11 protein-coding genes are annotated in these 13,385 nt (G+C 69.8%); 5 read left to right on the top strand and 6 right to left on the bottom strand.

The genetic code is table 11. From position 1 onward, the window contains the following. Positions 1–108: 108 nt before the first annotated feature. Positions 109–1,554, top strand: a complete 1,446-nt coding sequence (locus tag SOM19_RS13360; protein WP_320487088.1) for an MFS transporter — start codon at positions 109–111, stop codon at positions 1,552–1,554. 15 nt (positions 1,555–1,569) lie between these two features. Here SOM19_RS13360 and SOM19_RS13355 read toward each other — a convergent pair whose 3' ends face one another. Then, complete coding sequence (locus SOM19_RS13355) at positions 1,570–2,118, bottom strand: type 1 glutamine amidotransferase domain-containing protein (RefSeq protein WP_320487087.1); 549 nt, start codon at positions 2,116–2,118, stop codon at positions 1,570–1,572. A gap of 113 nt (positions 2,119–2,231) precedes the next feature. Between SOM19_RS13355 and SOM19_RS13350 the strand changes: the two genes are divergently transcribed. Beyond that, on the top strand, positions 2,232–2,501 hold the full coding sequence (locus SOM19_RS13350) for a hypothetical protein (RefSeq protein WP_320487086.1): 270 nt from the start codon (positions 2,232–2,234) through the stop codon (positions 2,499–2,501). Positions 2,502–2,610: 109 nt separating this feature from the next. Here the strand turns inward: SOM19_RS13350 and SOM19_RS13345 are convergent, their stop codons facing one another. Then, on the bottom strand, positions 2,611–4,383 hold the full coding sequence (locus SOM19_RS13345) for an alkyl sulfatase dimerization domain-containing protein (protein WP_320487085.1): 1,773 nt from the start codon (positions 4,381–4,383) through the stop codon (positions 2,611–2,613). 130 nt (positions 4,384–4,513) lie between these two features. Next, positions 4,514–4,729 carry a three-helix bundle dimerization domain-containing protein gene (locus SOM19_RS13340; protein WP_320487084.1) on the bottom strand — a complete coding sequence of 72 codons (216 nt, stop codon included), beginning with the start codon at positions 4,727–4,729 and terminating at the stop codon, positions 4,514–4,516. A 149-nt stretch (positions 4,730–4,878) separates the two neighbouring features. Here SOM19_RS13340 and SOM19_RS13335 point away from each other — a divergent pair, with 149 nt between their 5' ends. Beyond that, the gene (locus SOM19_RS13335) at positions 4,879–5,505 is read left to right on the top strand and encodes a chemotaxis protein CheY (protein ID WP_320487083.1); all 627 of its coding nucleotides are present in this window, start codon (positions 4,879–4,881) and stop codon (positions 5,503–5,505) included. Here the strand turns inward: SOM19_RS13335 and SOM19_RS13330 are convergent. From SOM19_RS13330 to SOM19_RS13320, 3 genes are read right to left on the bottom strand one after another with little or no spacing between them, the layout of a single operon-like run. Continuing rightward, the gene (locus tag SOM19_RS13330) at positions 5,459–6,760 is read right to left on the bottom strand and encodes a M1 family metallopeptidase (protein WP_320487082.1); all 1,302 of its coding nucleotides are present in this window, start codon (positions 6,758–6,760) and stop codon (positions 5,459–5,461) included. The two genes, SOM19_RS13335 and SOM19_RS13330, sit on opposite strands and share 47 nt — an antisense overlap. Next, entirely contained in the window at positions 6,757–10,704 is a 3,948-nt protein-coding gene (locus tag SOM19_RS13325; RefSeq protein WP_320487081.1) for a Pls/PosA family non-ribosomal peptide synthetase, read from the bottom strand. Before SOM19_RS13325 ends, SOM19_RS13330 begins: the two co-directional genes overlap by 4 nt. A gap of 10 nt (positions 10,705–10,714) precedes the next feature. Next, the gene (locus SOM19_RS13320) at positions 10,715–11,641 is read right to left on the bottom strand and encodes a hypothetical protein (protein WP_320487080.1); all 927 of its coding nucleotides are present in this window, start codon (positions 11,639–11,641) and stop codon (positions 10,715–10,717) included. A gap of 93 nt (positions 11,642–11,734) precedes the next feature. Here SOM19_RS13320 and SOM19_RS13315 point away from each other — a divergent pair, with 93 nt between their 5' ends. Both SOM19_RS13315 and SOM19_RS13310 read left to right on the top strand, forming a co-directional pair. Continuing rightward, a complete protein-coding gene (locus tag SOM19_RS13315) occupies positions 11,735–12,079 on the top strand; it encodes an ArsR/SmtB family transcription factor (RefSeq protein ID WP_320487079.1) in 345 nt (114 codons plus the stop codon). Further along, the gene (locus tag SOM19_RS13310) at positions 12,076–13,380 is read left to right on the top strand and encodes an MFS transporter (RefSeq protein ID WP_320487078.1); all 1,305 of its coding nucleotides are present in this window, start codon (positions 12,076–12,078) and stop codon (positions 13,378–13,380) included. The genes SOM19_RS13315 and SOM19_RS13310 overlap by 4 nt, the downstream gene beginning before the upstream one ends. Positions 13,381–13,385: the final 5 nt, after the last annotated feature.

The raw sequence follows: 13,385 nt of genomic DNA, 5'->3' as shown, positions 1-13,385 counted from the left end.
TGATACATGCGAAATGTAGCACTACCTCGGTACATCGAGCACCCATGGCCGCGGCTAGGCTCCAGGTGTTGGAGGCGAATGCATATGCGTAGATCCTCGACTCTGCCGATGGTCCTCACCCTGGTTGCCGCGCAGTTCGTGGTGATGCTGGACTCCAGCATCCTGAACATCGCCCTGCCGTCGATCGCGACGGACCTCGGCCTCAGCCCCGTCGGAACCGCGTGGGTCTTGAACGCCTACTTCCTCACCTTCGGCGGGCTGCTGCTGATCTCAGGCCGGGCCGCCGACGTCTTCGGCCGCCGACGGATGTTCCTCTTCGGAGCCGGCATCCTGGTCGTCGGCTCCGTGCTCGGCGGCTTTGCGACAACCGACCTGATGCTGATCGCGGCCCGTCTCGTGCAGGGGGCGGGAGCGGCGATGCTGAGCCCGGCGGCCATGTCGGTGATCCTCGCCAACTTCACCGGGCCGGCGCGGGTGCGGGCGATGAGCGGCTGGGGCGCCGCTTCCACCGTGGGAGGTGCGGCCGGCGTCACCATCGGCGGACTCCTCACGGCCGCATTCGGCTGGCAGAGCGTTCTCTTCGTGACGGGGGCGGTCGCAGCCCTCATCGGGGTCGCGGGCTGGGTGGTCCTCCCCCCAGGAAAGGGCGCGGCGAGGCGGCCGTTCGACGCCGCCGGGGCATCCCTCCTCACCGGCGCGGCGGTCGCGATCGTGTTCGGAGTGCTCTCCGCACCGCACAGCGGACTGATCTCGGTGGAGGTCATCGGTGCGACCCTCGTCGCCGTGCTGTGCCTCGCCGGATTCGGCCTCGTCGAGAAGCGAACCGCGGACCCCGTGCTTCCGCCACTGATCCTCCGAGACGCCCGCGTGAGCGGTGGGATCGCGGTCAACCTCCTCGGAGGTGGCGCCCGGGTGGCCTGTTTCGTGCTCGTGGCCCTCCTGCTGCAGCAGGTTCTCGAGTACGACCCGGCCATCGCGGGGCTCGCCATGCTTCCGACCTCGCTCGCGGGGTTCGCGGTCAGCATCCTCGTCCTGCCGAAGGCACTCAACAGGCTCGGACCCCAGCGAGTCGCGGCCATCGGGCTCGTGCTTCTCGTCGTTGCCCATCTCCTGCTCGCGGCGGTCGACAACGGCGACTCGTACCTGCTTCGCGTCCTCCCGGCGCTCATCGTCGCCGCGACGGGCGTCGCCTTCAGCTTCACGCCCACGACACTCGTCATCGCCGAAGGCATCGCGGCCCGTAACTCTGGCGTCAGCTCGGGCCTCGCGTCAGCGACGGCTCAGATCGGCGGGGCCATCGGGATCGCCGTCTTCGGTGCGGTCGACGCCGCGAGGCGCGCATCCACCCTCGATGCGGGTGGCACTTCGCTCGCAGCCGCGGAAGCCGGGCTTCAGGCTGCCAACCTCGCGGCGGCCATCGCCGCTGCCGCAGGGGTCGTCGTGGCGGTCCTCACATTCCCCGCACTCCGGCCGGCGATGAAGGGGCGACAGCGCGGAATCGAAGCGGATGCCGATACCCGAAGGTTCGGTCGACAGTCCCAGGGCGACCAGTAGGAAGGCCGCAAACCCCTACGCGGACTGCGCCGAGTGCCGGCCCTCAGCGATCTCCTCCACGACCTTCGCGTTGAACGCCGGGAGGTCGTCGGGCGTGCGGCTCGTGACGAGGCCGTCTTCGACGACCACCTCTTCGTCCACCCAGGTGGCGCCCGCATTCCGCAGATCCGTCTGCAGGCTCGGGTAGCTCGTGAGCGTGCGACCGTCGACGACCTTCGCTTCGATGAGCGTCCACGCGGCGTGGCAGATTGCCGCGACGGGCTTCTGCTGCTCGAAGAACGCCCGGGCGAAGCCGACCGCGCTCTCATCCATGCGAAGGTGGTCGGCGTTGACGACTCCGCCGGGCAGCACGAGGGCATGGAAGTCATCCGCGTCGACGTCGGCGGTGACGGCATCCACCGACTGCGTGTGGCCGTTCTTGCCCTTGATCGAGCCCGACTTCGGTGCGATCAGCACCGCGGTGGCTCCGGCATCCGTCACCGCCTGCCAGGGAGACGTCAGCTCGCTGTCCTCGAATCCGTCGGTCGCGACGAACGCGACGCGCTTTCCACTGAGATCGGTCATGGTTTCACGCTAGGAGCCTGAGCCGCACGGCCCGAGGGGGTTGACATGCTCCGGTGGCGCCGACCAGGGGTGTCCGTTCGACGGCGTGCAGGCGCGGACGGGATAATGGACGTATGTCCTCCTCTGTCGAACGCCGCTCCAACCCGACGGCCTGGGCCGCGTTCTGGGTCGCGCTGGCCGGCCTCCTGCTCATGCCCATCCCGCTGTTCATCGGGCTGATCCTCGGCGGCGGCCTTTCCATCGTCGCCGCAGTCCTCGCCGTGATCGCCCTCCTCAAGGGGCTCGCGCGCAACGGCAAGGGCATCGCTCCCGTCGTGTTCGCCGCGATCTTCATCGCGCTCACGTGGGCCGGCATCTCCGTCGGTGGCGGCACCATCTGGTAGGTCGGCGCCGAGTATCAGTTCCATCAGGCGGTCGACCGAGGAATGCCGGCCCCACGAGTGACGAGCTCACTCTCCTCGGCTTCGTCCGCCGAACCACGCCGGTGTGCCCTCAGCGGTCGGCGAGGTGAAGGCGTTCCTCGCTGCGGCGGTCGAAGAGGTCGAAGAACGACTTCGCATCGTCCACAGTGCCGCCTCGCACGGTCAGCGCACCGGAGTCCGTTCCGTGGTCGAGCGTCCGGCGCGCGTCGACCAGGACGATGGGGGCGATGAGCTGCTTCGGAGCTGTGATGGTGAGAGCCGCATCCTCGGGACTTGACCCGGTGACTTCCAGCACGCCGTTACGGACGATGAGTCCGACATGCTCCCCGGTGTCGGCAACCTCGACCGCCATCGCCGTGAAGATTCCGGCGGCCTTGTCGGGATCGATTCGGAACCTGAGGCTCTCAAGCAGCGCGGAGCCCGGCATCGCGGCGATCTGGTCGGGGGCGTCGATCTGTATCGCGAGGGAGTAGTCGATGGTGCCGTCGAGTTCACGGGCGGCGGTGAGGTAGAAGTTGCGCCAGTTCGAGTTGGGCGTGCCGTAGCCCAGGATGCGAAGCGCCGACGCCTTGAGCGCCCGTGCGTCGGTGTCGGCCGCGTCGATCCGGACGAGGTGGCTCACTAGTTCCGCCGCCCACTGGTGGTCACCGGCATCCGCCGCCTTCTTGGCCTCTGCGAATACGGCGTCGCGGCCGCCGATGAGGTCGACGTAGCGGCGTGAGGACTCGCGGATGTTCAGTGGGGCGAGCGTGGTGGGGTCGGCGTTGAACCAGCCGAGCTCGCCGACGTAGATCTGTCGGACGGAGTGCGGCACGCCCCCATAGAAGTTCCCGAGCCATTCACTCTGCGCGAGCTCGGCAGGGAGCTGGACCTTCTCGACCAGGTCGTCGGGGAGCAGCCCTCTGTTCATCCAGCGGAGCGTCTGGTCGTAGACGTACGAGATCGCGTCACGGTAATCGGTGAGCACCTTGGCGACCTCGGCGCGGCCGGCGACGGGCCGACCGTGCGAGGGGATCATGAAGTCGGCGGGGAGAGGGCGAAGGTTCTTGTCGATCGACGTGAACCACGCCTGCGGGTCCCGGTAGCGGCTGCCCCGGATCGAGTGCAGGTTCGGGAACGACTCACCCTGAATGACCTCGGCGGACTGCAGCACACCGAGATCCGGGAACCACGTGACGATCTCGTCGATCGCTTCCGACGGTGCCCAGAAGATCTCCATACGGACACCGGCGATCGTGAGCTCGAGCTTGTCGTCGACGAGTGTGTTCGGCGTGACGAGCGACATCGTCTCCATCACGAAGTCCGGGCCGAGTCCACCGTTCACCCTCCCTTCCGGGCCGACCTCGAGAAGGCTGCCGAGGGAGTAGTCGGCACGGACAGCGATGATCGGGCCGTCGCCCGAGATCGAGTTGGCGATGATGTTGCTCATGAAATCGCGATGCGCGATGACCTTCACCTCACCGCTATCGGCCTGCTCCTGCGTGATGAAGGCCTTCACACCGGCGTTGTGGTCGGTGTGCCAGTGCGAGTAGATGACCGCCCGGATCGGCTTGTCCGAGATCGTCCGCAGCACCTCGTACTGACGCCGACCCTTCTCGACATCTTCCGGCGGGTCGATGAGGATCAGCCCGTCGTCACCCTCGACGACGGTCATCGCCGACAACGCGTACCCGAAGATCTGGAACACACCCTTGCCGAGGACCTCGAAGACGCCGGTGTCCATGGTGCGGGAATGTTCCGTCATCTCGGGGGGAACGGTGTTCGCGAAGTCGGTGTATGCCGTGTTCTCACCCGACGGTGTGAACCGGATGCCTTCATCAGCGCCGAGCCAGTACTTCGTCATGTATCCACCAATCACCACGGAGTGCGTCAGCCGAGCCCGCTCTCAGTCCGTCGACAGAACCCCGGCACTCGCCTACCGAGCCTAGCCAGCCTGCGAGCAGCGAGGCGTCTGTCGCCGGCGGCGCTGCGGGTCAGACGTCCTGCTTGCGCTCCTGCTTGATCCGCGTCTTGACCTCGCGCTCGGCCAGGACCGGAACGAAGTCGCGCACCTTGGCCGACGTCATCTCGGTTCGCACCTGTGCCACGATCTCGGCGATGCGGGCGGGCGGAAAGTCGGGATACTTCTGCGTCATCCGCTCAACGATCTCGCCGAAGGCGATGTCCTCGTCGATGCCTTTGTCTGCCACGGGTCCTCCTGTGTCGCGGGATGAGCGCATCGTATCGGTCGCAGCGGTCTCGTTGGGGCTGGTCTGATCGAGTTCGACGAGGATCGTGCCGTGGGACGCTGGGAATCCGAGGCTGGCAGGCAACAGAGGCGATGGACGGTGAGGACTTCGTGAGAGATGACATCATCGCGCTGCAAGCGGTCGAGCGCGCCGGCTCCCTCGAATTCGAGCTGACCACCGTCCCGCCCACGCGCGTCCGACTGCGCTGGAGCGTCGTGGCGGATGGCGTCGCACGACGCGTCGTGGCGTGGGAGCTGCTGCTCGGGATGCTGGCCCCCGGTGCCGAGCTCTCGAATCCGTGCCCACGGTGCGGTCGGCCGCATGGCCCGGTTCGGACGACGGATGCCGCGGCCCGGCCCGCCGTCGCCTATGCCGGCGGGATCGCCGTTGCCGCCGTCGCCGACGCGGGACCGGGCACGTTCGCGATCGACGCCGAGCTCGAGACCGACCCCGTGCGAGACGTCGCCGGCCTGGATGGCGTCCTCGGCGCCCGGATGAACGTTCACCTGCGGGACTGGGTGCGCGCGGAGGCCGCGCTCAAAGCCGACGGGCGCGGGCTCAGAGTGGACCCCGGCGTGGTTGCGGTGGACGCTGTGACGCGCACCGAGTGGCGTGCCGTCGTTCCCGGCGGTGCGCCCGTGGCGGGATGGGATCTCGACCGCGTTCCGGGAGTCGTGGTCAGCGCCGCCATCAGCGGGGCAGAGGCGGGAGCCCCGGGCGATCCAGCCAAGCCGTGAGAAGATCCTCCGCGCCCGCACCGATCACCCGCACCGCAAGCGCGCGGAAGTCTGCGGTCGTGACAGACTCGCCCGCTCGCGAGCTCACCCATGCGTGCAGCAGCTCCGAGAACCGGGTGTCGCCCGCGGCACGACGCAACGCGTACAGGGTGAGCGCACCGCGTTTGTACACGCGATCGTCGAACATGAGCCCAGGGCCGGGGTCGGCGAGCACGAGATCCTGGGGCAGGCCGGCGAGCCGGGCATGATGCCGCGCAGCCTTCTCCTGCACCGTCTGGCGGCCGGATGCCTCTGACCACATCCACTCCGCGTAGCACGCGAATCCCTCGTTGAGCCAGATGTCGCTCCATCGGGCCACGCCGACGCTGTTGCCGAACCACTGGTGCGCGAGTTCGTGCGCGATCAGGCGCTCGGAGGCGATGTCGAGGTGGTTCGAGCCGAATACCGCCATCCCCTGAGCCTCGAGCGGGATCTCCAGCTGGTCGGGCGTGACCACGAGCGTGCAGGCGTCTTGGGGATATACCCCGAACTCCGCCTCGAAGAGGGCGAGCATCTGGGAGACGGGCGTGAAGGCGTAGTCGACCTCACCGCGGAGCCCGGGCGGATGCACCACTGTCACCGGCACGCCGCGACCGACCGTGATCGGCAGCGCCCGAGTCTCGTAGCGGCCGATGTGAAGGGCGGTGAGGTAGGTCGCCGTGGGCACCGCCGACCGGTAGGTGCGCGTCTCGAACTGGCCGCGCCGTCCGGTGGCGACGAGGGCCCCGGTGGCGACGGCGGAGTAGCCGGCGTCGGTCGCAACGGTGATGGTGTAGCCGGCACGGTCATCCGGGCGGTCGTTGCACGGGAACCACGTCGGCGCTCCCACGGGCTGGGCGGCGACGAGCGCTCCGTCCTCGAGCTCCTCGAAGCCGATCGTGCCCCACCGCGTGCGGCGCGGGCCGGGAGCGCCGGCGTAGCTCAGCTCGATCGAGAATCGCTCGCCCGGCTCCATCCGCCGCGGGAGCGTGACCCGCACCTTGCGAGAGCCCTGGACGTAGCGGGTGCGACGGTCGCCGTCGACCCTCACCCGGATCGCACGCAGCCCGATGAGGTCGAGCGCGATCGACGAGATGGCGACGGAGGCCACGGCGTTGATGACCGCGACTCCGTCGAGCCGGTTGGTCCTCACGCGGTAGGTGAGGTCGAGCTCGTACGACTCCACGTCGTACCGCGGATCGCCGCTCTGCGGTGTGTATGCGTCGTGGTCGCTCACGATGTCGACTGGTACGCGCGCACCTTGACCGCGCGCCAGGGCCCGATCGGGTTCCCGCTCCATCGAGAGCCGACGGGCACGGTCTCGCCGCGCATCACGAGTGATGCGGGTCCGACCGTTGCGTGCGCCCCGATCGTCGCCCCGGGCAAGATCACGCTGTGCGGACCGAGCGTCGCTCCGGCCTCCAGTTCGACTGAGTCCATGCTCATGATTCGATCATGGAACAGGTGGGTCTGCACAACGCAGCCACGGTTCACAGCCGAGGCGTCGCCGAGGGTGACGAGGTCCGGCTCGGGAAGCCAATAGCTCTCGCACCACACGCCGCGGCCGATGGTCGCTCCCAGCGAGCGCAGCCAGACGGCGAGCGCGGGCGTTCCGGCCGCCGCACGGGCGAACCACGGGGCGGCGACCATCTCGGTGAACGTGTCCGAGACCTCGGTGCGCCAGACGAAGCTCGACCACAGCGGCTGCTCACCGGCTCGGATGGGGCCGACGATCAGCCACTTCGCGGCGGTCGACACCCCGGCGGCGACCGCGCCGGCCGCGAGCATGACGAGGCCGGAGACGAGAAGCGTCCAGACCGGGCCGAGCGACACCCACAGGGCCGCGAGCACGAACAGCACAGAGAGCCCGATGGCGCAGGTCACCACGACCGGCACGAAGCGGCCGATCTCCCACAGTGTGCGGGCAAGCCGAAGTCCGACCGTCGGCCGGTAGGTGCGGCTCTCGTCGCCCTCGGCCGACAGGCGGCGCAGGCGCACCGCCGGGGAGCCGAGCCAGGACGAGCCCGGCTTGGCTTTCAGCGGCGCGGCCGAGAGCACGGCGACCAGCCCGTCGCGGGGCACGCGGTGTCCCGGAGCAGCCATCCCGGAGTTGCCGAGGAACGCCCGCTTGCCGATGCGCACAGGTCCGAGCCGCAGCCATCCGCCGCGAAGCTCGTACGAGCCGACCATCGTGTCGTCGGCGAGGAACGCTCCGTCGTCGATACGCGTCATGGAGGGAATGAGCAGAACGGTGGATGCCTCGACATCGCGACCGACCCGGGCGCCGAGCAAACGGAGCCACACGGGCGTGAAGAGGCTCGAGTACAGCGGGAACAGCACGGTGCGCGACGAGTCCAGCAGCCGCTCGACGCTCCACGCCTGCCAGCCGATCCGGCTGCGCACGGGGTGCGTGCCCTCGCGGAGCCCGATGGACAGCAGCCGCACCGCGACCACGACGGACACTCCGAACACGATGCCCACGACGATCACCGCCGGCACGAGCCACGCGAGCGCCGCGACGAACGCGACGCCGAGGTTCGCGGCATCCCGAATGCCCTGCGCGATCACCAGCCCGCCGGCCGCGAACGCGACGATCGGCAGCAGCGCGAGCGCCACGGAAGAGGCCGCGTACGCCCAGAGCCATCGGGTCGGCGCGGGGGCCCGCTCGGTCGGCCACCCGGACTCGACTCCGCCCACCCGTTCGGCCGGCGATCCCGCCCAGGACTGGTCGGCACGCACGCGACCGAACACCGCCGAACCCGGCGCGATGTCGGCCCGCTGCCCGACGCGGGTTCCGGGAGCCAGGGTGCTGCGGGCGCCGATCGTCGCGTCGGCGCCGATGCGGACTTCGCCGATGCGGAGCACATCACCGTCGATCCACGTGCCGGTCAGATCGACCTCCGGCTCGACCGCGGCGCCGTCGCCGACCTCGAGCATCCCCGTGATCGGCGGCAGCGTGTGCATGTCGACACCGCGACCGATCTTGGCGCCCAGGGCACGCCCGTAGTACGTCACCCACGGCGCGCCCGCGAGCCCGACCGCGTCGATCTGGTCGGCGATCTGCTCGGCGAGCCACAGGCGCAGGTGAACGCTCCCGCCCCGCGGATAGTCGCCCGGCCGCAGGCCGGCCAGCAGGAGGCGAGCGGCGACGACGGCGATCGCCATCCGCCCGAACGGCGTGGCGAACACGGCCAGCCCGATCAGCAGCGCCCACCACGGGATGCGGGGCAGGGCCTCGAATCCCGGAACGAGCTGCAGCAATGCGCTGGCGGTGAGCAGATACAGCAGCCAGCGGATTCCGGTGATGATGAACAGCGGCCCGCCGAGCAGGGTCTGCACCCACTGCGTCGTCCGCGGCGTGGGGACCGGCTTGTGGAAGGAGGCCGGCCCGTCGTCCTCGAGCGGCCCGAGCGCTGCTGCCATCGCGCTCAGACGGGGCACGTCGTAGATATCGGCGACAGAGAACTCCGGCACCCGCCGGCGGATGCGCGACACGAGCTGGGCAGCGGCGAGGGACCCGCCGCCGAGATCGAAGAAGTCGGCGGATCGGCCGGGCACCGGCATCCCGAGCACCGCCTGCCATTGCTCTGCCAGCCACGCCTCTGCGGGCGACAGTCCCGCGAGCGGCGTCTCGACGCCGGGAAGCGGCCACGGGAGCGCGGCGCGATCCACCTTGCCCGACGTCCGGACGGGGAGCTCGTCGACGACCGCGAGCAGCGGCACGATCGCAGCCGGCAGCCGCTCGGCGAGGAGGGCGCGGGCATGCGCCCGGTCGAAGTCGGGTCCGTCGTCGGCGACGAGGTAGCCCACGAGCACCGGCACACCGGCGTCGGTCGAGCGCACCGCCGCCGCCGCGGCGGTCACGCCCGGAAGATCCTGCAGCGCGGTCTCGACCTCGCCGAGCTCGATGCGCCGCCCTCCCACCTTCACCTGGTCGTCCGCCCGGCCCATGAAGATCAGGCCTTCGGGCTCGTACCTCACGAGGTCGCCGGAACGGTAGGCGCGGTCCCAGCCGAGAGTCGGCATCGGCGCGTACTTCTCGGCATCCTTCACGGAATCCAGATAGCGGGCGAGACCGACGCCGCCGATGATCAGCTCGCCGGTCTCCCCCTCGGCGACACGGTGCCCGGCGGCATCGACGACGGCGAGCACCCACCCGTCGAGGGGCAGTCCGATGCGCACCGGACCGGCGCCCAGCGGCGCGGCGCAGGCGACGACGGTGGCCTCGGTCGGCCCGTACGTGTTCCAGACCTCCCGGCCCTCGGCGGCCAGTCGGGCGGCGAGCTCGGGCGGGCATGCCTCGCCGCCGAAGATCAGCAGCCGCACATTCTCGATCGAGTCCTCGGGCCACATCGCCGCGAGGGTGGGCACGGTCGAGACGACGGTGATCCCCTGGCGGATCAGCCAGGGAGCGAGGTCCTCCCCCGAGCGGACGAGCGCACGCGGCGCCGGCACCAGACACGCGCCGTGACGCCAGGCGAGCCACATCTCCTCGCAGGATGCATCGAACGCCACGGAGAGGCCCGCCAGAACGCGATCTTGCGGGCCGAGCGGGGCGTCTTGCAGGAACAGGTTCGCCTCGGCATCGACGAAGGCGGCGGCGGAACGATGTGAGACGGCGACACCCTTGGGCACGCCCGTCGACCCAGACGTGAAGATGATCCATGCGTCGTCCTCCACCGCGGGCGGTGGCACCGTCACGAGGGCCGCGGTGCTCGGGTGCGGGGCCTCTCCCGAGAACAGTGGAGCGGATGCCGCGACCTCGGCCGGTGCATCCTCCTGGTCGTCCATCGACGTATAGCCGTCGTCGGTGATGACCCCTCGCACCCGAGCCTCTCCGAAGACCAGTCGGGCGCGTTCATCGGGGTCGTCCACGTCGACCGGCACGTACGCGGCTCCAGCCGCGAGCACGCCGAGGATCGCGATGTAGAGCTCCTTCGATCCCGATGGAACCCGCACGCCCACGCGGTCGCCGCGGCGCACCCCCGCAGCATTCAGCCGCGCCGCTGTCCGTCCGACACGGGCCAGGAGGTCCCGGTAGCTCAGCGAACCGGAGCCGTCATCGAGCGCGGATGCTTCGGGATGCCGTGCCGTCGTCTCGCGCAGGATGTCGAGAAGGGTTCGGCTGCGAGTCGCGGCCCCTGACCTGTCGAGTTCGAGCTGCCCTGGCGGCGCCCCCACCGACTGCACCTCAGGACAGGAGCGCGACGAGCTGCGCCTTGCTCAGACGCGAGTATCCCGTCTTGCCGGACGCCCGGGCGCGGTCCCGCAGCGCGGTGACCGTGAGCGACGAAAGGTCGGATGCGCTGTCCCCGCTGGTGGCCGCAGCGACGCGCGCCGTCCGCGTACGGGACGCAGCGGGTGCACTCTTGGCGTCGGACGACGCGGCGGGCGCGATCCCGGCGGAAGCGGGCCGTGCGGGCGCCTTCCGCGGGGCAGCCTTCCTGGGGGTTGCCTTGCCAGTGGCTGCCTTGCTCGAAGTTGCCTTGCTCGGGGTTGCCCTGCGCGGCCTTGCGGTAGCGGGTGCCGTCGAATCGGCCGACGCGGTAGCCGCCGCCGTGCCGGATCCTGCGCTCGGCTCAGCGGAGACCGGCTCAGCGGCGGCCGGCTCGGCGGTGTCCGGCTCGGCGGTGTCCGGCCTGGCGGCGTCCGCCTCCGCAGGACCAGCCAGCTCGCTCTCGAGGACCAGCTGCGCCGCTGCGGCCTCGCGGTCCGCGCGCTCCGCGGCCTTCGACGCTCTCGCCGCCTGCTTCTTGGCCGCTTTCGCTTGTGCGACGCGCTCCTCTGCCTCTGCCTTCACCCGGTCGGCTTCGGCCGCGGCGCGCTCGGCCTCGGCCCGCAGGCGGGCCTTCTTCTCCGCCTTGGCGACAGCGTCTTTCGTTGCCTTGACGAGCTTGTCGGCCGCTCGGGTGGCGCGCCTGGCAACTTTGCCCGGGCTCTTGCGGAGCGCCTTCTTCGAGGCATCCGCGGCGTCCTTGGCGTCGTCCGAGAGCTCGCGCAGCTTCTTGGCGGTCTTGGCGGGCAATGCCTTGGCCGCCTTCTTCGCCTGCTTCGCCGCCGCCGCGGCCTCTTCCATCGCGTCCAGCGCCTGGCGCTGGGCTTTCGTCGTCTTGGCCATAGCCGCACTTTAGCGCGGACGGGTTAACGGCCGCCTTGTCGCCTCGCGGCGGACCGCAACCTGGGAGTTGGCCGCTTCACTTAGTATCTACGTATGCACGCAGATACTAAGTCCGAGCATGTGCAGCCGCAGAGCGAGTTCGTCGAGATCGCGGTGGAGGTGTTCCGGCTCCTCGCGGATGCCACCCGTATCCGGATCGTTCTGGCGCTGCGAGAGGGCGAGCTGTCGGTCAACCACCTGGCTGACATCGTCGACCGCACCCCGGCAGCGGTCTCGCAGCATCTCGCGAAGCTGCGCTGGGCGAAGGTCGTCCGCGTGCGTCAGGACGGCAATCGGATGTTCTATCGCCTGACCGATGAGCACGCTGTCCGGCTCGTGACGGAGGCGATCTTCCAGGCCGAGCACACCGTCGAAGCGGAACCGAGTCATCACGCATGATCGGCGTGCTGCGCAATCCCACCTACCGCGCGCTGTTCAGCGCACAGGTCATCGCGCTGCTGGGCACGGGCCTGCTCACGGTCGCGCTGGGACTGCTCGCCTTCGAACTCGCCGGCGACGCCGCCGGATCCGTTCTCGGAACAGCCCTGACGATCAAGATGGTGGCGTACGTCGGGGTCGCTCCGCTGGTCGCCGCGATCGTGGATCGGCTGCCGAAGAAGGTCGTCCTCGTCGGTGCGGACGTGGTCCGGCTCGCGATCGCGCTGTTGCTGCCGTTCGTGAGCGAGGCATGGCAGATCTATGTGCTGGTGTTCGTGCTGCAGTCGGCGTCCGCGACGTTCACGCCCGCGTTCCAGTCGCTGATCCCGACGGTGCTGCCCGAGGCGAAGGACTACACCCGGGCGCTCGCGCTGTCTCGGGCGGCCTACGACCTCGAAGCCCTGTTGAGCCCGGCCATCGCTGCCCTGCTGCTCACCGTCGTCAGCTACGACAACCTGTTCGTCGGGACGGCGATCGGGTTCGCGGCATCCGCTGTGCTCGTTCTCTTCGCCGCCATCCCCGCTCACCTCGGCGACGGGGCTGCCTCGACGTTCTGGGAGCGGCTGCCGACCGGCGCGAAGGTGTTCGCCCGCACTCCCGGCCTGCGCTTTCTGCTCGCGACAAACGTGGTCGTCGCTGCGGGCACCGCCCTGGTGCTGGTGAACTCGGTCGTCTACGCGAAGAGCGTGTTCGGGCTCGGCGATGCCGCTCTGGCGATCACGCTCGGCGCGTACGGCGTCGGCTCGCTGCTCGTGGCCGTGAACATTCCATGGATCGTGGACCGCATCGGTGTGACCCGCACCATGCTCACCGGCGTCGTCATCGTGCTGGTGGGACTCGCGGCCGCGATCGCGGTCACCGTCCTCGCCGTCGCCGCGGCAACAGGATGGTGGGCGCTGCTGGCAACCTGGGTGCTCCTGGGCGCCGGCACGTCACTGATCAACACGCCGTCGTCGCGGCTGCTGGCGGATGCCTCGACTCCCGCGAACCGCAACCTCGTCTACACCGCCCAGTTCGCCTTCTCCCACGCCTGCTTCCTCGTGACCTACCCGTTGGCGGGCTGGATCGGTGCCGCCAGCATGCCGGCCGCGGTCATCGCACTCTTCGTCATCGCCGTCGCCGGTGCGGACACCGCTCGCGCGGTCCGCGCTCACGCCATCCGCGGCGATCACTACTGGGAGTCGCCCGGCCGCGCTCCGCAAGAGCCGCCGACACCATCCGCCGAGCACGAGCGACCTGGGCCGGGGACTCGCGCTCGCTGACGTTC

The organism is Microbacterium sp. CFBP9034 (genome assembly GCF_034045255.1).
Lineage (GTDB): Bacteria > Actinomycetota > Actinomycetes > Actinomycetales > Microbacteriaceae > Microbacterium.
The sequence above is the reverse complement of the archived record's forward strand: the minus strand, read 5'-3'. Positions and strand labels throughout refer to the sequence as shown.

Coding starts and splice junctions, on each gene's coding strand:
- SOM19_RS13345 (WP_320487085.1), bottom strand. CDS start 4,383: ATGACGAAGTACTGGCTCGGCGCTGATGAAGGCATCCGGTTCACACCG.
- SOM19_RS13360 (WP_320487088.1), top strand. CDS start 109: ATGGTCCTCACCCTGGTTGCCGCGCAGTTCGTGGTGATGCTGGACTCC.
- SOM19_RS13310 (WP_320487078.1), top strand. CDS start 12,076: ATGATCGGCGTGCTGCGCAATCCCACCTACCGCGCGCTGTTCAGCGCA.
- SOM19_RS13355 (WP_320487087.1), bottom strand. CDS start 2,118: ATGACCGATCTCAGTGGAAAGCGCGTCGCGTTCGTCGCGACCGACGGA.
- SOM19_RS13315 (WP_320487079.1), top strand. CDS start 11,735: ATGCACGCAGATACTAAGTCCGAGCATGTGCAGCCGCAGAGCGAGTTC.
- SOM19_RS13350 (WP_320487086.1), top strand. CDS start 2,232: ATGTCCTCCTCTGTCGAACGCCGCTCCAACCCGACGGCCTGGGCCGCG.
- SOM19_RS13320 (WP_320487080.1), bottom strand. CDS start 11,641: ATGGCCAAGACGACGAAAGCCCAGCGCCAGGCGCTGGACGCGATGGAA.